Genomic DNA, 19,417 nt, shown 5'->3' on the forward strand with positions numbered 1-19,417 from the left:
ATGATAGCCGAACTGGGCCTTGCCGTCCTGTGGATGGCCGCCGCGCTGGCGGTGCTGCAATTGGCGGCGGGTATCATCGCCCTGCGTCCCAAGGGGGAGCATCTGGCCGGCGTGGTCCGTCCGCTGGCGGTAATGCAGGGCGTGCTGGTCGCCTTCGCGTTCCTGGCGCTCGTCACGCTGTTTCTGGAAACCGACCTGTCGGTAAAGCTGGTGGCGGAAAACAGCCATTCGGCCAAGCCGTTCATTTTCAAGCTGGCGGGCACCTGGGGCAACCACGAAGGCTCGATGCTGCTGTGGGTGACGATCATGGGCCTGGCCGGCGGCTTCGTGGCGCTGATCGAGAAGCGGCTGCGCGAGGATACGCTGGTGGCGACGCTGGCAGGGCAGGCCTTCGTCAGCCTGGGGTTCTACGCCTTCCTGCTGCTGTCCTCGAACCCGTTCGAGCGGCTGCCCGAACCCGCGCCCGATGGCAACGGCCTCAACCCGCTGCTGCAGGACATCGGCCTCGCCTTCCATCCGCCCACGCTTTACGTCGGCTACGTTGGCCTTTCGATCGCCTTCAGCTTCGCCATCGGCGCGCTGGTGACGCGCGATGTCGGCCCCGCCTTCGCCCGCGCGATGCGGCCATGGGTGCTGGGCGCGTGGATATTCCTGACGCTCGGCATCACCGCCGGCTCCTATTGGGCGTACTACACGCTGGGCTGGGGCGGCTGGTGGTTCTGGGACCCGGTGGAAAACGCCTCGCTGATGCCCTGGCTGGCGGCGACGGCGCTGCTCCATTCGTGTTCGGTCCTCGCTTCGCGCAACGCGTTGCGGGCCTGGACCGTGATGCTGGGCGTGATCGCGTTCTCGATGTCGATGGTCGGCACCTTCCTGGTGCGATCGGGCATTCTCACCTCGGTTCATGCCTTTGCAGTCGATCCGGAACGCGGCAGCTTCATTCTCGCGCTGCTGGCGATCTACATCGGCGGCGCGCTGACCCTGTTCGGCGTACGCGCGGCGACGGTGACCGAAGGCGCGCGGTTCAGCTTCGTCAGCCGCGAGGCGAGCCTCGTGTTCAACAACGTGATGCTGTGCGGCATCCTCGGCATCGTGCTGGTCGGCACGCTCTATCCGCTGCTGACCGAGGCGTTTGGCACCAAGGTTTCGGTTGGCCCGCCCTATTTCAATCCCGTGTCCGCGATCTTCGCGATCCCGATGCTGCTGGTGCTGGCGGTCGGCCCGCTGCTGCGCTGGCGCAATGACAAGGCGGGGCGGATCACCATGCCCTTTGCGATCGCCGCGCTGATTATGGCGGCGGTGTTCCTGATCGCCGAGATGGTCGCGCCGGGTATCCACTTGCTGCCGGCGCTGGGCCTTGCCATCGCCAGCGGGCTCTTCTTCGCCAGCCTGTTGCCGCTGAAGGGGCGCAACTTGCGCCGCACGCCGCTGCCGGTGTGGGGCATGGTGATCGCGCACCTTGGCATTGCCGTCGCCCTGTTCGGCATGGCCAGCGATAGCGCTTTCTCCACCGAGAAGCTTGCCGCGATGACCGTGGGCGATACGCAGAACGTGGGGCCGTGGCAGGTGAAGCTCGAAAGCATCGATCCGGTCGCCGGCCCGAACTGGACCGCGCTGCAGGCGACGCTGTCGGCGCGCTATGCCGGCGGTGCGCCGATCACGCTGGAACCGCAGGCGCGCGTCTTCGCCTCGCCTCCGGGGACGCGCACCGAAAGCGCGCTCAAGACCCGCTGGAACGGCCAGCTCTATTCGGTGCTGGGCGAAGAGGGCGAGGACGGCCGCTGGCAGATGCGCTTCTGGTGGAAGCCGTTCGTGCCGATGATCTGGTACGGCGGCGTGCTGATCGCGCTGGGTGGGGTATTGGCGCTGCTTGGCCGCGTGGCTGCCGACGTGAAGCGGCTGCGGGCCGAAGGCAAGATCGCGTATCGCCGCATGAGGCAGGGACGATGAGCAAGCAGAACGATCCGCGTGATCCGACGCCGAAGAAGCCGGGGCTGGCGCTGTGGCTGCCGCTGGCGCTGTTCGCCGGGTTCTTCGTGCTGGTGATCTACGGCCTGGTGCGGCCGGCCGATCGCGAGGTGGCGAGCGCCTTCATCGGCAAGCCGTTGCCCGGCTTCGACCTGCCCCCGGCGGTGGACGACCGCCCCGGCCTGGCGCTCGCCAACTTCCGGGATGGCAAGCCGCGCCTGCTCAACGTGTTCGCCAGCTGGTGCGTGCCCTGCGCGGTGGAATCGCCGCAGCTCGCGGCGCTGGCGCAGCAGGGCGTGGAGATCGACGGCGTCGCGATCCGCGACCGGCGCGAGGACGTGGCCCAGTTCCTGTCCGCGAACGGCAACCCGTTCCGACGGATCGGCAAGGACGATCTGAGCAAGGTCCAGCTCGCGATCGGATCGTCGGGCGTGCCCGAGACGTTCGTGATCGATGGCAAGGGCGTGATCCGCTACCAGCATATCGGCGACATCCGCGCCGAGGACGTGCCGCTGATCCTGCGCAAGCTGAAGGAGGCGGAATCGTGATGGCGCGCGCCGCATCGAGGCGTGGAGCCACCGTTTTCGCGGTCTTCTCGCTTCTGCTGGCTTCTCCGGCCGCCGCGCAGGATTCGCTGCCGCCGGCGCCCTATGCCTACAAGCAGCTTCCGAACCCCGATCAGGAGGCGAGGGCGCAGGCGCTGATGGAGACACTGCGCTGTCTCAAGTGCCAGAGCCAGTCGATCGCGGATTCGGACGCGCCGATGGCGGGCGACATGCGCCATCAGGTGCGCACGCGCATCGCGGCGGGGGAAGACCCGGAGGAAATCCGCCAGTGGCTGATCGAACGCTATGGCGACTATGTGAGCTATACCCCGCAACTGCGACCGATGACCTGGCCGCTGTTCGCCGCGCCGGCCGCGTTTCTCGTGCTGGCGGCGCTGCTTTTGCGCAAGCGCTTCCGCCGGGGGAATGGCGATGGCGGGGTGGACGAGCCGGACGCCGAAGGGCTGGAGGATAACGCATGACCTGGGTGCTGATCCTCCTGATCGCGATTCTGGTCTTCGCGGTGCTGGCATTCGTGCTGAAGATGCCGCGCTCCGGCTGGGAACTGACCGGCGCGGCCCTGCTGTTCGGCATCGCCGGCTATGCCTTGCAGGGACATCCGGGCGTTCCCGGCGCGCCCAAGGCCGCGGTCGAGAACCAGAAGGCGGCCGACGAGGCGCTGATCAAGCAGCGGCAGGCGATGGGCGATGCCTTCGGCAAGGGCCAGAACTGGATGGTGCTGGCGGACGGGCTTTCGCGGCAGGGTCAGTTCGGCGCGGCGGCGACGATTCTGGGCAAGGCGGTGAAGGCCGATCCCAACGATGCGGACCTGTGGGTGGCGCTCGGCAACACGCTGGTCGGCCATAGCGACGGGCTGATCACGCCGGCCGCGCAGTTCGCGTTCCAGAAGGCGGCGAAGATTTCGCCCGAACATCCGGGGCCGCCGTTCTTCATGGGGCTGGCGCTGGCGCAGTCCGGCAAGCTGGTAGAAGCACGGGCGATCTGGGCCGAACTGCTTCGCCGTGCGCCTGCCGATGCCCCCTATCGGGAAGACCTTCAGGCCCGGTTGGCGAGACTCGATTCGATGCTGGCGGCGTCGGGACAGGCGCCGGCGCCGGCATCTCCATCGGACGAGCCGCCCGCCGCAACCGCCGAACCGTCGGACGCCTCTTCTGAAGCGCCCTGAAATCAGCTATTTGCGATGCCATGCGGGGCTTGATTTCGTGGTATCCGGTGTGACGAAGGCAGCCATTGCCGGGGCCAAGGCCCGGTGCTAAAGCGCCGCGCCGTTCCGGTGTCCGATGGCGGACCGGCGGTTTGGGCCAAGGCCCGGGGGCACCGTTGCCATGAGTGATTCCGTGCTTGCGAACGGTTCGGACGAAAGCGCAGTTCCTTTATCCACTCTTCGCGATTCCGGCCACCAGACTCACCATCAGGGCAGCCTGCTCAAGATGGCGGTGGGCGCGATCGGTGTGGTGTTCGGGGATATCGGCACCAGCCCGCTCTACGCGCTGCGCGATACCTTCGCCGGCCACCACAAGCTGCCGCTCGACCAGCTGCACGTCTATGGCATCATCAGCCTGATGTTCTGGTCGATGATGATCATCGTGACGTTGAAGTACGTCAGCGTGATCATGCGCGCGGACAACAAGGGCGAGGGCGGAAGCCTGGCGCTGCTGGCGCTGATCAATCAGCACACCAGCGGCAACCGCTGGGGCAAGGGCATCATCCTGATGGGGGTGTTCGCCACCGCGCTGTTCTATGGCGATTCTATGATTACCCCAGCCGTTTCGGTGATGGGTGCGATCGAGGGTGTCGCGGTCTATCAGCCCGAAATGCACCGGCTGGTGGTGCCGATGGTCGTGGCCATCCTGATCTTCCTGTTTTTCATCCAGAGCCGGGGCACGGAACGCGTCGCGACCTTCTTCGGCCCGATCATGCTCGCCTATTTCACCACGATCTCGGTGCTGGGCGTGATCAGCATCATGGCCTTCCCGCACGTGATCACCGCGCTCAGCCCGCATCATGCGGTGATGATGTTCGCGGCGGACCCGTTCCGGGGCTTCCTGGCGATGGGTGCGGCGGTGCTCGCCGTGACGGGCGCGGAAGCGCTCTATGCCGATATGGGGCATTTCGGCCGCAACCCGATCCGGGTGTCGTGGCTGACGTTCGTGCTGCCGGCGCTGGTGCTGAACTATCTGGGCCAGGCCTCGCTGCTGATGCGCGATCCTTCCGCGCTGGAAAGCCCGTTCTATTTCCTCGCGCCCGAATGGTTCCAGTGGCCGCTGCTGGTGATCGCCTCGCTGGCGGCGGTGATCGCCTCGCAGGCGGTAATCTCGGGCGCGTTCTCGGTTACGCAGCAGGCGATCCAGCTCGGCTTCATCCCGCGCATGACGATCAAGCACACCAGCACGGCGGCGGGGCAGATCTATATCCCCGTCATCAACTGGGCGCTGATGGTCGCGGTGATCCTGCTGGTGCTGGTGTTCCAGCGTTCGTCGAACCTCACGGCGGCCTATGGCATCGCCGTGACCGGCGCGATGCTGATCGACAACGTGCTGCTGGCCGTGGTGCTGTTCAAGCTGTGGAACTGGAAGCCGGTGTTCGCGGTCGGCCTGCTGGCGCTGTTCTTCGTGATCGACGCGGGCTACCTCGGCGCGAACCTGACCAAGATCCCCGACGGCGGCTGGGTGCCGCTGCTGATGGGCGTCACCATCTTCACGCTGCTGACCACCTGGTCACGCGGGCGCGCGCTGATGCGGCAGAACATGGCGGAGGGATCGATCCCGCTGGAAGTATTCACCAAGTCCGCGCACGCCAGCGCGGCGCGGGTGCCGGGCACGGCGATCTTCATGGCCTCCACCGCATCGGGCGTGCCTTCGGCGCTGCTCCACAACATGAAGCACAACAAGGTGCTGCACGAGCGGGTGGTGATCCTGACCGTGCAGATCGAGGACGTGCCCTACGTGGATCAGGGGGAGCGATCGGCCTGCAAGGATTTCGGCAACGGGTTCTACCGCGTCAGCCTGCGCTTCGGCTTTCTGGAGGAAACCGACGTGCCGGCCACGCTCAAGACCGTGACGATGTGCGGCGAACCGTTCGACATGATGAAGACCAGCTTCTTCCTGTCGCGCCAGACGCTGATCGCGTCTGACAAGCCGGGCATGGCGATCTGGCGCGAAAAGCTGTTCGCGTGGATGTTGCGCAACGCGGCGAGTGCGATGGAGTTCTTCCGGCTGCCGACAAACCGCGTGGTGGAGCTGGGCAGCCAGCTCAAGATCTGACGGTCTCCCGCCCGTCGCGCGGACGGGAGACGCTTGTCAGGATAAACGGATCAATTGCTGTTTTCGGCCTTGGCCTTGAGCTTCGCGGCCTCTTCCTTGGCCTTGTCGCCGGCCTTGTTCAGCGCATCGGCGGCTTTCACGCCAGCCTTGTCCGCCTCAACACCGGCCTTGTCGGCGGCGGCGTCGGCCTTGTTGATCGCTTCGTCTGCCGCGTTGCGGACCGATTCCGCGCCCTCGCTGGCGGTTGCACTCATGTCCGAGGCGGCAGCAGCGATATCGTTCCCGGCTGACGTCGCGGCTTCCTGCGCGTTGTCCTGCGTCTTTTCCGAGCAGGCAGAAAGCGCGATGGCGGCTGCCGCTGCGGCCAGGGTGGTGAAGATGGGTTTGCGCATCAAAAAAGCTCCTCTCTGTCGCGTCACATCAAAGCGCGATGGCGCTTCGGGTTCCTGACGAACGTATCGTCCAACGGAAACGGGCGCGACTTTCCGGAGAAAGCCGCGCCCGTGCAAGCCTGGATGGCTCCGGTCAGCGTCGGAGTTACCCGAGGTTGGCGCTGACCATGCAGTAGAGCATCGGCAGCGACAGCAGCAGGTTTGTGCGGCTGGCGATCAGGGCGCGCGGCGCGGCGGCAGCCTTTTCCTCCGCGCTGGCTTCGACGATGCCGAGGATCTTCTTTTGCGCGGGCCAGATGATGAACCACACGTTGAACGCCATGATCAGCGCGAGGTCCATGCCCAGGCCGATCAGGTTTTCATGCAGGTTGAGCCCCTGGAAGATCAGCGCGCGGTGGACGTAGCCGGTAACGTAGGCGATCACCAGGCCGGTAACGACCGTCAGCAGCGCGGCCCAGCGGAAGAAGAAGAACACTTTCGGCGCGATGTGGCCCGTGATCGCGCCCTTCTGTTCGGCCGGAATCGACGGCATCGTCGGCACCTGCACGAAGTTCAGGTAATAGAGCAGGCCGATCCACAGAATGCCGAAGAACACGTGCAGCCAGCGGAACACGGAATTGACATCGACCGGCACTTCCGCGCCGAACCCCAGCATCACGGCGATGGCCGCGACAAGGCCGATCGCAAGCACCAGATGCAGGTTACCAAACAGCTTGGCCATGAAACTTTCCCCCAGTTTGCGCCCTTTGATCCGTTTACCCGGTTATCGCCGGAGGTGGGCTGACAACATTCTAGGGGGTGTGCGCAATTTGTCACACGTTTTTGTCGTGCGGCAGGGCGTCGGCCATTTGCGGCAAAGCGGCTTGACGGACTGAAGCGCTCAATCGTGTGGCGGGTTCTGTTCCACCTCGTCCGCCGCTTCCGCGCCCAGCCCGTGTTTCAGCAGCATGGGGATTTGCGCGAAGGTGAACAGGAACGACAGCGCGGTCACGCCCCACAGCTTGGCCTGAAGCCAGCCGTCGAAGCTGAGCGTGTGTCGCAACACTTCGTTCAGCGCGGCCAGGAACAGGAAGAAGAACGCCCAGTTGCGCGAAAGCTTCATCCAGCCGGCATCGTCCAGCCCGTCGAACGCGCTTTGCAGCAGCGTGCGCAGCATCGGCTTGCCCCGGACAAGGCCGGCGAACAGCACGCCCGCGAACAGCAGGTAGATCGCGGTGGGCTTGATCTGAATCCAGAACGGATCGCCCAGCAGCACGGTCAGCGTGCCGAATCCCAGGATCAGCACGGTCGACAGCCACAGCATCGGCGAGATCCGGCCGAGCCGCCACTTCGACACGATCAGCGCCACGATCGTCGCCACCATGAACGCGACCGTACCCTTGGTGACGGCCACAACGGTGCCGATCCCGGCGTTGGCTTCCCTGGGGCTGAAATGCCGATAGGCGAGGAAGAACACCAGCAACGGGCCGTAATCGACCAGCAGATTGATCCACGAGGACTTGGGCTTGGCGCCGGGCTGTTGAGAGTCAGACATGGGAAACCTGCATCACGCTTTGGATCGTCATTGCGAGGAGCGTAGCGACGACGCAATCTAGGGCCTCTCGTGCCGCACTCTGGATTGCTTCGCTTCGCTCGCAATGACGAAGGGGGAAAGGTAAGGCGTTCACCGGAACACGCCCGCGATGACGCGGGCGACCAGATCGGGGTCGAACGGGCGCAGATCGTCGATCTTCTCGCCCACGCCGATGGCATGGATCGGCAGGCCATACTGTTCCGCCGCCGCCACCAGCACGCCGCCGCGCGCGGTGCCGTCCAGCTTGGTCATGATCAGGCCGGTCACGCCCGCCACTTCCTTGAAGATCTCGATCTGCTGGAGCGCGTTCTGGCCGTTGGTGGCATCGAGCACCAGCACCACGTCGTGCGGCGCGGCGGGGTTCAGGCGGCCGAGCACGCGACGGACCTTGGCCAATTCGTCCATCAGTTCGCGCTTGTTGTGGAGCCGTCCGGCGGTGTCGACGATCAGCGCGTCGATGCCCGTATCGGTCGCCGCCTTGACCGCGTCGAACACGATCGAGGCGGGGTCGCCGCCCTCGGGGCCGGTGACCACGGGCACGCCCAGCCGGTCCGCCCATACCTTGAGCTGGCCGATCGCGGCGGCGCGGAACGTGTCGCCCGCCGCCAGCATCACGCCATAGTCCTGTTCCTGGAACAGATGCGCCAGCTTGGCGATCGTGGTGGTCTTGCCCGATCCGTTGACGCCGATCACGAGGACGACGTGTGGGCGCGGGAAGGCGGTGATCTCCAGCGGCTTGGCTACCGGGCGCAGGATGGCGGCGATTTCCTCGGCCACGGCTTCGCGCAGCGCGGTTTCGTCGATCCCGCGTTCGAACTTTTCGTCCGCCAGCCGTTCGCGGATGCGCGCGGCGGCGCGCGGGCCAAGGTCGGACAGGATCAGCGCGTCCTCGATCTCGTCGAGCTGCGCGTCGTCCAGCCGGGTCTTGCCGACAATGCCGGTCAGGTTCTCGGTGAGGCGTTCCGAAGTCTTGCGAAACCCGCCGAGAAGCCTGTCGCTCCAGCTTCCGTTCTCCGGCTCGGGGCTCATGCCAGCATTCCTTCGATGATCCTTGTCGGCGTCAGGGTGACGATGGTGCCCGCGGCCGTTCCTTCGGGCAGGCGATAGGGCGCGAACTCGGGCGAATGCCCGGTGCCGTCGCGTTCGGCAAGCACTTCGCGCGGAAGGCCGACCAGCGATGCGAGCCAGCGCGCGCGTTCGGCCGCGACGGCGGCGCGGATTTCGGCTGCCCGCGCCCGGACCGTGGCCGGGGCGACCTGCGGCATCCGCGCGGCGGGCGTATCGGGGCGGGGGGAGTAGGGAAAGACATGGCCGTGGACGACGCCGCAATCGCGCACGATGGCCAGGTTGCCGGCGTGCATCGCTTCGGTCTCGGTGGGAAAGCCGGCGATCAGATCCGCACCGATGGCGATGTCCGGACGGGCAGCGCGCAGGGCATCGGTCAGCGCGACCGCCTGCGCCCGGCTGTGGCGGCGCTTCATCCGCTTGAGCACCATGTCGTCGCCCGATTGCAGCGAGAGATGCACGTGCGGCATCACGCGGGCTTCGCCGGTGATGATCTCGAACAGCAGGCCGTCGATCTCCACTCCGTCGAGCGAGGACAGGCGCAGGCGCGGCAGGCGGGGGAAGGCATCGAGGATAGCGCGCACCAGCATGCCCAGGCGCGGCGCATCGGGCAGGTCCGCGCCCCAGCCGGTCACGTCCACCCCGGTCAGCACGATCTCGTGGACGCCCAGCAGCAGGTGCCGTTCGATCGCGCGCAGAACATCGTCAACGGGGGTGGACAGGCTGGGGCCCCGCCCTTGCGGGATAATGCAGAAGGTGCAGGCGTGATCGCAGCCGGTCTGCACCGGCACGAAGGCGCGGGTATGGACTTCGCTCTGCCGCTGCCGGGAGGGCGCTTCTTCCCCGTTCGGGTGCCAGACACGCGGATCGGCCTTGGCCGCGTTGGGCACCACCGCATCCACTTCGGGCATGGCGGAGAAGCTGTCCGGCTCGATCGTGGCGGCGCAGCCGGTAACCACCAGCCGTGCCTGCGGGTGGCTGCGGCGCAGACGGCGCACCGCCCGGCGCGACTGACGCACGGCTTCAGCGGTCACCGCGCAGGAATTGACCACGACCGTCGGCGTTCCGGCATCCGCGAGCATCGCCCGGATGCTTTCGCTTTCGGCGAGATTGAGCCGGCAACCCAGCGTCACCACGTCGGCCGGCGCGACCGTTTCGGTCATGCGGGGAAGTCCGTATCCTCGAAGCTGCCCTCGAAGCTCGTGGCGGCCGGGCCGGTCATCAGGATCGAGCCGCCTTCCGGCTGTTCCCCCTCCGGCCACGCGATCGTCAGCGGGCCGCCGGGAAGCTCGACCGCTACCGTCCGCCCTGTCAGCTTCCGCCGGATCGCCGCGACGGCCGTGGCGCAGGCGCCGGTGCCGCAGGCGCGGGTCAGCCCGGCGCCGCGTTCCCACACGCGCAGGCGGATGCGGTCGGGGCCGATCAGGCTGGCGACATTGACGTTGACGCGTTCGGGAAACAGCGGGTCGTTCTCGATCAGCGGACCAAGCCGGGCAAGGTCCACCGCATCGGCATCGGGCACGAAGAAGATGACGTGGGGATTGCCGACGTTAACCGCGACGGGATCGGTCAGGTCTTCCCAGCCGACCGGCATCGTCAAGGTGTCCATGGCATAGGCGAGCGGGATGCGGTTCCAGTCGAAGCGGGGCGTGCCCATGTCGACCGCCACGCCATCGGCGCCGGCTTCCGAGCGGATCACGCCGGCCAGCGTCTCGATCCGCCGTTCGCCGCCGAGCAGCAGGCCCACCGCGCGGCTGGCGTTGCCGCAGGCTTCCACTTCGCCGCCGTCGTTATTGAAGATGCGCATCCGCACGTCGGCGACGGCGGAGGGCTCTAGCACGATCAACTGGTCGCAGCCCACGCCGGTGCGCCGGTCGGCCAGCGCGGCGGCGCGGCGGTCCGACATGGCGAGGGGAGTCTCGCGCGCGTCGATCACCACGAAATCGTTGCCAAGGCCGTGCATCTTGCGGAAGGGTATGCGCATGGCGGGCGATCTAGGGCGCGCGCGGGCTTAGCGCAATGCCATAGGGCATCCGCGATGGCGGTTCGGCTTGCCTTTTCGTCCCGGCAGCGCTAAGGGCGTCGTGTTCCATCACCCCGAAGGGTGCTGGCACGGCTCAATAACGGCTCCAACAGGATGCCACACGCTGGTCGGCGAGGTTTCGCCCACCGGCGTTTTTCGCGTTACGCGGTTTTGCGTTGGCGATGTGGCGAATGGCGGGGCATGGCAACGGGAATACGGCGTGTTCGATAGTCTTTCAGACCGGCTTGGAGGCGTGTTCGATCGCCTGCGTGGCCGCGGCGCGCTCAAGGAGGACGATGTCCGGGCGGCCATGCGCGAAGTGCGCATCGCACTGCTCGAAGCCGACGTTGCGCTGCCCGTGGTGCGCCGTTTTGTCGACAAGGTTACCGAGGAGGCCGTTGGCCAGTCGGTGCTGAAGTCGGTCACGCCCGGCCAGCAGGTCGTCAAGATTGTCAACGACGCGCTGGTCGAGATGCTGGGATCGGAAACCGCCGATCTCGATCTCGCCGCGGCGCCGCCGGTTGTCATCATGATGGTCGGCCTGCAGGGTTCGGGCAAGACCACCAGCACGGCCAAGATCGGCAAGCTGCTCAAGGAAAAGCAGGGCAAGAAGGTCCTGATGGCCTCGCTCGACGTGAACCGTCCGGCGGCGCAGGAACAGCTCAAGGTGCTGGGCGAACAGGTCGGCGTCGCCACGCTGCCGATCATCGTTGGCCAGCAGCCCGTGGACATCGCCACGCGCGCGCTCCACGCGGCGAAGCTGCAGGCGGTGGACGTCCTCCTGCTCGATACCGCCGGCCGCCTCCACGTCGATGCCGCGCTGATGGACGAGATGAAGGCCGTCGCCGCCGTCTCCGCGCCGAAGGAAACGCTGCTCGTCGTTGACTCGCTGACCGGGCAGGACGCGGTCAACGTGGCGCAGAGCTTTGCCGGCGAAGTCGATCTGACCGGCGTGGTGCTGACCCGCATGGACGGCGATGCGCGCGGCGGCGCGGCGCTGTCGATGCGCGCGGTCACTGGCAAGCCGATCAAGTTCGCGGCCACGGGCGAAAAGCTCGATGCGATCGAGCCGTTCCACCCGCAGCGCGTTGCCGGCCGCATCCTGGGCATGGGCGATATCGTCTCCATCGTCGAAAAGGCGGCGGCGACGGTGCAGGCGGACGAGGCCGAACGGCTGGCCGCGCGCATGGCCAAGGGCCAGTTCGACATGAACGACCTGCGCACCCAGCTCCAGCAGATGCAGCGCATGGGCGGGCTTGGCGCGCTGGCAGGCATGATGCCCGGCATGAAGAAGGCCAAGCAGGCGATGGCGCAATCGGGCATGGACGACAAGGTGCTGCTGCGCATGGACGCGATCATCGGTTCGATGACGCCGACCGAGCGCACGCGGCCCGAACTGCTCAACGCCAAGCGCAAGATCCGCGTGGCCAAGGGTTCGGGCACACAGGTTCAGGACGTGAACAAGCTCCTGAAGATGCACATGGAAATGGCCAAGGCCATGAAGCAGATCAAGAAGATGGGCGGCCTCAAGGGGCTTGGCGCCCTGTTCGGCAAGGGCGGCCTTGGCGCCGCCATGCCGGGGCTGGACCAGCAGGCGGGGCCGGGCGGGCTCGGTGGCCTGGGTGGCGGCATGGGTGGTGCCGGCGGTCTGCCGGGGCTGGGCAACATGCCCGCCAACCTCGGCGATCTGCTGCGGAAGAAGTGATTTCGGAAATTTGCGTTCGAAGAGTTTCGAGGAAAGGTTGAAGTAATGTCTGTTTCTCTGCGTCTTTCGCGTGGCGGTTCCAAGAAGCGCCCGTATTACAAGGTCGTCGTCGCCAACAGCCGCGCTCCGCGCGATGGCGCCTATCTCGAGCAGGTCGGCACCTACAACCCGCTGCTGGCCAAGGACGATGCCAACCGCGTCCGTCTGGTCGAAGACCGCGTGCGCTACTGGCTGGGCGTCGGCGCGCAGCCGACCGATCGCGTAGCCCGCCTGCTCGACAAGGCCGGGATCAAGGAACGCGCCGCGACCAGCAACCTCAAGAAGGGTGAACCGGGCCAGAAGGCCAAGGATCGCGCCGAGGAAAAGGCCGAGAAGGCGCGTGAAGCCGCAGAGGCCGCTGAAGCCGCCGCCGCTGAAGCTGCTGCTCCGGCTCCCGTCGAGGAAGCTCCGGCTGAGGAAGCGCCCGCTGCCGAGGCTGCTGCCGAAGAGTCGACCGAGGCCTGATCTTGTCGGACAAGCCCGTTACGCTGGCCGCCGTGACCGGTGCGCACGGAGTGACGGGCGAAGTCCGTCTCAAGCTGTTCGGAGAAGGCGTGGTGGCGCTCAAGCGCTACCGCGCCTTCAACGCTTCCAGCCTGACGCTGGAAAAGCTGCGCGATGACGGCAAGGGCGGGGCGATCGCCCGCTTCGCCGAAGTGACCGACCGGACCGCCGCCGAACGGCTGCGCGGCACCGCGCTCACCGTGCCGCGCTCGGCTCTGCCGTCGCTGGCGGAGGGCGAGTACTATCACGCCGACCTGATCGGCCTTGCCGCCGTTTCCACCGATGGCGAATCGCTGGGCGAATGCATCGCGGTCGAAAACTACGGCGCGGGCGATGTGCTGGAAATCCGCCGGCCCGATGGAAAGCGCTTCATGGTGCCGATGCGCGCCGAAGCTGTGCCGGAATGGAACGAAACGCGGATGCTGATCGCTTCCGCCTATGCCGAGGCCTGATTTCGGCCCGGTCCGGCCGTTGTTTCGGTAACGTCGCCGTGGCGATCCGTATATGATCGACGCCATGGACTTCGCGCTGATCCTGTTCCTGATCCCTTTCGGTATCGCCGGCCGGGTGCTGGCGCAGAAGCTCGTTGTGCGCCGGCCTGAATGGGGCGACCTGCGCCTCGCGCTCCATGCCGCCCTGCCGGTTGCCGGTGTGATCTGGCTGGCGGCGATCGTACTGCTCATGGCGGGTGAGGATGACGTGGCGCTCGCGCTCGTCCTGCTGGGGTTGGCGGCCTATGGCCTTGCCGCCGCGACCGCGCATCTGGCCGTTCGCAAGTACCGCTATCGCGTGGCCGTGCTCGGTCCGGCGCGGGCTTTCCGGTAACACCCGCGCGCAATCCGCAAAAGGGTTGATGCGCCCGCTGGGCATTCGAACCCGTATCAGGCACGTTCCGCGCGCAATATTGGCAGGGCGGGAGGTTCCGATGCGGGCGATGACGATGATTCCGGCGATGGCGGTCGTGCTCGCGGCGTCACCGCTTCACGCCCAGAGCACGAGTCCCCAGAGCGCCACGCTCGATAGCATCGCGCCGCAGATCGAAGCGGGCTTCACCACGTTCATGGTGGAAAGCCATGTGCCCGGTCTCGTCTATGGCGTGGTGCAGGGCGGCCATCTCGCACTGGTGAAGGGGGAAGGCGTGCAGGATCTCGCCGCGCGCCGCCCGGTCACGCCCGACAGCCTGTTCCGCATCGCCTCGATGACCAAGGCCTTCACGGCGCTGTCGATCCTCTCGCTGCGTGACAAGGGCCTGCTCTCGCTGGACGATCCGGCGGAGAAATACGTGCCCGAGATGCGCGGCTGGACCTATCCCACCAGCGATTCCCCGAAAATCCGCGTGCGCGATCTGTTGCAGCACGTCGCCGGCTTCGTCACCGATGATCCTTGGGGCGATCGGCAACAGGTGCTGAGCCAGGAGGATTTCACCGCTTTGCTCAAATCGGGCGTGTCCTTCACGCGCGAACCGCAGGCGCGGCACGAATACTCGAACCTTGGCTATGCCATTCTCGGCCGGATCGTCGCCAACGTCACGCACCAGCCCTATCGCCGCTATGTGGAGAAGACCTTCCTCGTCCCGCTGGGCATGGCGTCGAGCGGCTATGATACGCCAACCTCGCCGATCGAGCGGCGCGCCATCGGCTACCGCTGGGAAAACGGCGCGTGGAGCGAGGAGCCGACCATGCAGGACGGCGCGTTCAATTCCATGGGCGGGTTGCAGGTCAGCGCCAACGACTATGCGAAGTGGATTGCCTTCCTACTGTCCGGCTGGCCGGCGCGCGACGGGCCGGAGACGGGGCCGGTGCGCCGCGCGACGATCCGCGAACTGGCGCAGGGGCTGAACTTCGTCTCGGTCGCGACCCGGCCCGGCCACACCGGCGCCACCGCCTGCCCGCTGGCGCTCGCCTATGGCATGGGCTGGCGCGTGATGCAGGATTGCGACCTGGGCCTCACCATGAGCCATGGCGGCGGCTATCCGGGCTATGGCTCGCATGTCATGCTGATGCCCGAATACGGCACCGGCATTTTCGTGCTGACCAACCGCACCTACGCCGGCCCGACCGGCCCGGCATGGGATGCGGCGATGCTGATGCACAAGGCTGGCCTGCTCCACCGCCCGGAAATGCCTGTCTCTTCCGATCTCGCCAGCTTCTACGCTGCGGCGCAAGCCGTGTGGCAGGCGGGCACGGTGGCGCCGCTGAACGGGCGCGTGGCGATGAACTTCCCGATGGACCGCACCGCGGAAAACTGGACGAAAGTGCTGGGTGAACTGAAAGCGCAGGCCGGCACGTGCGACACCGCCGCGCCGGTTACGCCGACCGGCCGCATGACCGGCACTTTCCGCTGGACTTGCGGCAAGGGGAGCGTCAACGGACAGATCGTCCTCGCGCCGACGCGCCCGATAACGATCCAGGCGTTGCGGTTCACGTTCGAGGGTGCCGTTCCCTGATCTCTGCCAAGAAGCCCGAATGACCTTCGCCGCCACTGTCCTCACGCTCTATCCTGAAATGTTTCCCGGCCCGCTCGGCGTCAGTCTGGCGGGGCGGGCGTTGCGCGAGGGGACGTGGGCGCTCGATGTCGTGCAGATCCGCGATTTCGCGATCGACAAGCACCGGACCGTCGATGATACGCCCGCTGGTGGCGGCGCCGGCATGGTGCTGCGGGTGGACGTGCTGGCGGCGGCGGTCGATCATGCGCTGGCGGCGCATCCCGGATGCCCGGTCGTTGCCATGACACCGCGCGGCAAGCCGTTGACGCAGGAGCGCGTGCGAGAACTGGCGGCCGGTCCCGGCGTGATCGTGCTGTGCGGCCGGTTCGAGGGTTTCGACGAGCGCATCTTCGCGGGCCGGCAGGTCGAGGAAGTCTCGGTGGGCGATATCGTGCTGTCCGGCGGCGAATGCGCCGCCCTTATGCTGCTCGACGCTTGCATTCGGCTGCTTCCCGGCGTAATGGGCGCGCCTTCAAGCGGGCAGGAGGAGTCGTTCGAGAACGGTCTCCTCGAATACCCGCACTATACCCGACCCGTCGAATGGGAAGGGCGCACGATCCCTGAAGTGCTGCGATCGGGGGATCATGCGAAAATCGCGGAATGGCGGAAACGCCGTTCGGAAGACGATACCCGGTCACGCAGGCCGGACCTTTGGGAGCGCCACGTCGGTGCTCGGGTCCAGTCTGCCTCTGGCGCGCAGCGTGAAGTGCAGGACGATTGAAAAATGAACCTGATTCAGCAGCTTGAAGCTGAAGCCATCGCCGATTTCAAGGCGAAGAAGGATATTCCGGATTTCCGCGCGGGCGATACCGTGCGCGTGGGCGTGCGCGTCGTTGAAGGCGACCGCACCCGCGTCCAGGCTTACGAAGGCGTGTGCATCGCGCGCTCGAACCGTGGCCTCGGCTCGAACTTCACCGTGCGCAAGATTTCGTTCGGCGAAGGCGTGGAGCGCGTGTTCCCGCTCTACTCGCCCAACATTGATTCGATTACCGTGGTGCGCCGTGGTGTCGTGCGTCGTGCGAAGCTCTACTATCTTCGTGGCCGCACCGGCAAATCGGCGCGTATTGCCGAGCGCAAGGTCGTCAAGACCGGCCAGGAGGGCTGAAAGCCCAACGCCCAAGACACGGAAATTGTGTAGAAAGGCGTCCTGGCACCACCGCCAGGGCGCCTTTTTGCTGTCTGCGCGCCGTTTTCGCCGGTTCTCCCCATCCGCTGCCCTTTCCCAGAGAGGTTCGTGACCTTGCCATGCTTCGCTTCCGACACCTCCTTGCCGCATCGGCGCTCTGCGCCCTTCTGCCCCTCGCTTCGGCTCACGCCGGAGAACCGCCGGTGACCTCCACCGCGCAGGCCGCGCCCGCGCTCACGCTGGAGCGCGTCTTCGCCAGTCCCTCGCTCAACGGGCCGGCACCGCGCGGGGTCAAGCTCTCGCCCGATGGCGCGTACCTCACGCTGCTGCGCAACCGTGCCGACGATCGCGAGCGCTATGACTTGTGGGGCTTCGAGCGGAAGACGGGCAAGTGGCGGATGCTGGTGGATTCGCTCAAGCTGTCGTCAGGCAAGGAACTGTCCGAGGCCGAGAAGATGCAGCGCGAACGCCAGCGTATCGGCGATCTGAAGGGCATCGTCAGCTACGAATGGGCGCCCGATGGCAAGGCCGTGCTGGTGCCGCTCGATGGCGATCTGTTCCTTGCCGGGCTGGACGGCAGCGTCCAGCGCATTCCCGGAACGCAAGGCGGCGAACTCAACCCCAAGCTGGGGCCGAAGGGCGATCGCATCGCCTATGTGCGCGATCGCCGGCTGTGGGTCGGNNTTTGCGGGCTTCTGGTGGTCGCCCGACGAAAGCCGCCTGGCGGTCGAGCGGTTCGACGAGGCCAAGGTGGGCGTGGTCACCCGCGCGGCAATCGGCGCGGAGGGCACAAAGACCTTCGACCAGCGCTATCCGGCCGCCGGCACGCCCAACGCCGAGGTTTCGCTGTGGATCATGGCGCCGGACGGCAGCGGCCGCGTCGCGGTGGACCTTGGTGCGGGCGATCCGGGCGCTGAAAAGGACATCTACCTGGCCCGCGTGGACTGGGCACCCGATGGCAAGACGCTCTACGTCCAGCGCGAAAACCGCGCGCAGACCCGGCTCGACATGCTGGCGGTCGATCCCGCCACGGGCAAGGCTCGGGTGCTGTTCAGCGAACAGGCCGCCGAACGCAGCTGGATCAACCTGTCGGACAGCTATCGCTTTCTGGCGGATGGCAGCCTCATCTGGTGGTCCGAACGCGATGGCTTCGGCCATCTCTACCGCTTCCGGCCCGACCATTATCCGGACAGCCAGTGGCAGCAGCTCACGCAGGGCGACTGGGTGGTGACCGGCCTTGTCGGCGTGGACCAGAAGGCCGGTCGCGTGTTCTTCACCGGTACGAAGGACGGTGTGCTGGCGCAGCAGGTCTATGCGCTCGATCTCGCGGCGCCGTCGAAGATCGTGCGCCTGACCGATCCCGGTTTCGACAACGCCGCGACGATGGACAAGCGCGGCCAGACGCTGATGGTCACGCGCAATGCCGACGCGCAGCCGCCGCAGTCCTACCTTGCTGACGCCGCCGGCAAGCGCATCGCGTGGATCGAGGAGAATCGCGTGGAGGGATCGCACCCTTACGCGCCCTATCTCGCCAGCCATCGCCCGGCGACCTTTGGCACGATCCCGGCCGCCGATGGTACGCCGCTGCACTGGATGATGATCACGCCGCCGTTGGAGCCTGGGCGCAAGTATCCGGTCTTCACCTTCCACTATGGCGGCCCGCACGCGCAGGTGGTGCACAAGGGCTGGCAGGGCGCGCTGGCGCAGGCGATCGTCGACAAGGGCTATATCTATTTCGCGATCGACAACCGCGGATCGGCCAATCGCGGAGTGAAGTTCGAAAGCACACTCTACCGCGCGATGGGCTCGGTCGAGGTGCAGGACCAGCTTGCCGGGGCGAATTACCTCAAGGCACTGGATTTCGTGGACCCGAAGCGGATCGCCACGTTCGGCTGGTCCTATGGCGGGTACATGTCGATCAAGATGCTGCAGGCCGACCCCGGCGCCTATGCGGCGGCCATCGCCGTGGCTCCGGTCACCAAGTGGGAACTCTATGACACCCACTATACCGAACGCTACCTGGGCGACCCGAAGCGCGAACCGCAGGTCTATGCCACGTCGAACGCGCTGGCCGATACCGGCCGCATCCGCGATCCGCTGCTGCTGATCCACGGCATGGCGGACGACAACGTGGTGTTCGAGAACTCCTCCGCGTTCATTGCCAAGATGCAGGCGGAGGCGATGCCTTTCGAAATGATGCTCTACCCCGGTTATACCCACCGCATCAGTGGGCCGAAGGTGAGCCAGCATCTCTACGAGACGGTTTTCCGTTTCCTCGATCGCAACGGCGTCGGACCGGCGCCGCTCGTGGCCGGGAAATAGGAATTTGGGTGGCCGGAAGGCCAATTCGCTTGGCTGGTCGGAACCAGCCGCTATGGACGGCCCGCGTCATGCGATGCGCGGCACTGGAAGGGAAGTGACATGGGTTACCGGGTTGTAGTTGTCGGCGCGACGGGGAACGTGGGCCGCGAGATGCTCAACATCCTTGCCGAGCGCGCGTTTCCGATCGACGAGATCGCCGCTGTTGCCTCGCCGCGTTCGCAGGGCACCGAGATCGAGTTCGGCGAGACCGGGAAGAAGCTCAAGGTCCAGAACATCGAGCATTTCGATTTCACCGGCTGGGACATCGCGCTGTTCGCCGCCGGTTCCGGCCCGACCAAGATCTATGCGCCCAAGGCCGCTTCGCAGGGCTGCGTGGTGATCGACAA

The 19,417-nt window shown here is 66.4% G+C and carries 18 protein-coding genes and 2 pseudogenes; 14 read left to right on the forward strand and 6 right to left on the reverse strand.

Features of this window, described 5'->3' with window-relative positions; all coding sequences use genetic code 11:
- The 5 genes from B3547_RS01635 to B3547_RS01655 all read left to right on the forward strand — a co-directional run bounded on the left by B3547_RS01635 (position 1) and on the right by B3547_RS01655 (position 5,797).
- Positions 1-1,950 carry a heme lyase CcmF/NrfE family subunit gene (locus B3547_RS01635; protein ID WP_124808726.1) on the forward strand — a complete coding sequence of 650 codons (1,950 nt, stop codon included), beginning with the start codon at positions 1-3 and terminating at the stop codon, positions 1,948-1,950.
- Positions 1,947-2,516, forward strand: coding sequence for a DsbE family thiol:disulfide interchange protein (locus tag B3547_RS01640; RefSeq protein WP_124808725.1), 570 nt, complete (start codon positions 1,947-1,949; stop codon positions 2,514-2,516). Before B3547_RS01635 ends, B3547_RS01640 begins: the two co-directional genes overlap by 4 nt.
- A complete protein-coding gene (locus B3547_RS01645) occupies positions 2,516-2,995 on the forward strand; it encodes a cytochrome c-type biogenesis protein (protein ID WP_194921028.1) in 480 nt (159 codons plus the stop codon). Before B3547_RS01640 ends, B3547_RS01645 begins: the two co-directional genes overlap by 1 nt.
- Positions 2,992-3,699, forward strand: coding sequence for a tetratricopeptide repeat protein (locus tag B3547_RS01650; RefSeq protein WP_292959725.1), 708 nt, complete (start codon positions 2,992-2,994; stop codon positions 3,697-3,699). Before B3547_RS01645 ends, B3547_RS01650 begins: the two co-directional genes overlap by 4 nt.
- A gap of 160 nt (positions 3,700-3,859) precedes the next feature.
- The gene (locus B3547_RS01655) at positions 3,860-5,797 is read left to right on the forward strand and encodes a potassium transporter Kup (protein ID WP_414690476.1); all 1,938 of its coding nucleotides are present in this window, start codon (positions 3,860-3,862) and stop codon (positions 5,795-5,797) included.
- A gap of 50 nt (positions 5,798-5,847) precedes the next feature.
- Here the strand turns inward: B3547_RS01655 and B3547_RS01660 are convergent, their stop codons facing one another.
- The 6 genes from B3547_RS01660 to dapF form a co-directional block, all read right to left on the reverse strand.
- Positions 5,848-6,189 (reverse strand): entericidin EcnAB, encoded by a 342-nt coding sequence (locus B3547_RS01660; protein WP_125955941.1) that lies wholly within the window; start codon positions 6,187-6,189, stop codon positions 5,848-5,850.
- Between the two features lie 145 nt (positions 6,190-6,334).
- Positions 6,335-6,910, reverse strand: a complete 576-nt coding sequence (locus B3547_RS01665) for a urate hydroxylase PuuD (protein ID WP_124808720.1) — start codon at positions 6,908-6,910, stop codon at positions 6,335-6,337.
- A 159-nt stretch (positions 6,911-7,069) separates the two neighbouring features.
- Positions 7,070-7,723: an inner membrane-spanning protein YciB gene (locus B3547_RS01670; protein ID WP_125955938.1), complete on the reverse strand. Its 654-nt coding sequence runs from the start codon at positions 7,721-7,723 to the stop codon at positions 7,070-7,072.
- Positions 7,724-7,852: 129 nt separating this feature from the next.
- On the reverse strand, positions 7,853-8,791 hold the full coding sequence (ftsY, locus tag B3547_RS01675; RefSeq protein WP_124808718.1) for a signal recognition particle-docking protein FtsY: 939 nt from the start codon (positions 8,789-8,791) through the stop codon (positions 7,853-7,855).
- Complete coding sequence (locus B3547_RS01680; protein WP_292959726.1) at positions 8,788-9,990, reverse strand: MiaB/RimO family radical SAM methylthiotransferase; 1,203 nt, start codon at positions 9,988-9,990, stop codon at positions 8,788-8,790. Before B3547_RS01680 ends, ftsY begins: the two co-directional genes overlap by 4 nt.
- Positions 9,987-10,811 (reverse strand): diaminopimelate epimerase, encoded by an 825-nt coding sequence (gene dapF / locus B3547_RS01685; RefSeq protein ID WP_292959727.1) that lies wholly within the window; start codon positions 10,809-10,811, stop codon positions 9,987-9,989. The genes B3547_RS01680 and dapF overlap by 4 nt, the downstream gene beginning before the upstream one ends.
- Positions 10,812-11,070: 259 nt before the next feature.
- On the opposite strand from dapF, the gene ffh reads away from it, so the two are divergent.
- The 9 genes and pseudogenes from ffh to B3547_RS01730 all read left to right on the forward strand — a co-directional run.
- Positions 11,071-12,555 (forward strand): signal recognition particle protein, encoded by a 1,485-nt coding sequence (gene ffh, locus B3547_RS01690; protein WP_124808715.1) that lies wholly within the window; start codon positions 11,071-11,073, stop codon positions 12,553-12,555.
- A 45-nt stretch (positions 12,556-12,600) separates the two neighbouring features.
- Positions 12,601-13,059 (forward strand): 30S ribosomal protein S16, encoded by a 459-nt coding sequence (rpsP, locus tag B3547_RS01695; RefSeq protein WP_124808714.1) that lies wholly within the window; start codon positions 12,601-12,603, stop codon positions 13,057-13,059.
- A 2-nt stretch (positions 13,060-13,061) separates the two neighbouring features.
- Positions 13,062-13,550 (forward strand): ribosome maturation factor RimM, encoded by a 489-nt coding sequence (gene rimM / locus B3547_RS01700; RefSeq protein WP_370385485.1) that lies wholly within the window; start codon positions 13,062-13,064, stop codon positions 13,548-13,550.
- Between the two features lie 52 nt (positions 13,551-13,602).
- On the forward strand, positions 13,603-13,923 hold the full coding sequence (locus B3547_RS01705; RefSeq protein WP_125955928.1) for a hypothetical protein: 321 nt from the start codon (positions 13,603-13,605) through the stop codon (positions 13,921-13,923).
- A 109-nt stretch (positions 13,924-14,032) separates the two neighbouring features.
- Positions 14,033-15,544 carry a serine hydrolase domain-containing protein gene (locus tag B3547_RS01710; RefSeq protein WP_349676464.1) on the forward strand — a complete coding sequence of 504 codons (1,512 nt, stop codon included), beginning with the start codon at positions 14,033-14,035 and terminating at the stop codon, positions 15,542-15,544.
- A gap of 19 nt (positions 15,545-15,563) precedes the next feature.
- Positions 15,564-16,304 (forward strand): tRNA (guanosine(37)-N1)-methyltransferase TrmD, encoded by a 741-nt coding sequence (trmD, locus tag B3547_RS01715; RefSeq protein WP_292959728.1) that lies wholly within the window; start codon positions 15,564-15,566, stop codon positions 16,302-16,304.
- A 3-nt stretch (positions 16,305-16,307) separates the two neighbouring features.
- Positions 16,308-16,688 carry a 50S ribosomal protein L19 gene (gene rplS, locus B3547_RS01720; RefSeq protein ID WP_124808710.1) on the forward strand — a complete coding sequence of 127 codons (381 nt, stop codon included), beginning with the start codon at positions 16,308-16,310 and terminating at the stop codon, positions 16,686-16,688.
- Between the two features lie 140 nt (positions 16,689-16,828).
- A pseudogene (locus B3547_RS01725) lies at positions 16,829-19,031 on the forward strand (DPP IV N-terminal domain-containing protein).
- Positions 19,032-19,130: 99 nt separating this feature from the next.
- A pseudogene (locus B3547_RS01730) lies at positions 19,131-19,417 on the forward strand (aspartate-semialdehyde dehydrogenase); the annotation flags it as partial.

This window comes from Novosphingobium sp. UBA1939 (genome assembly GCF_002336885.1).
In the GTDB taxonomy this organism is placed as follows: Bacteria; Pseudomonadota; Alphaproteobacteria; order Sphingomonadales; family Sphingomonadaceae; genus Novosphingobium.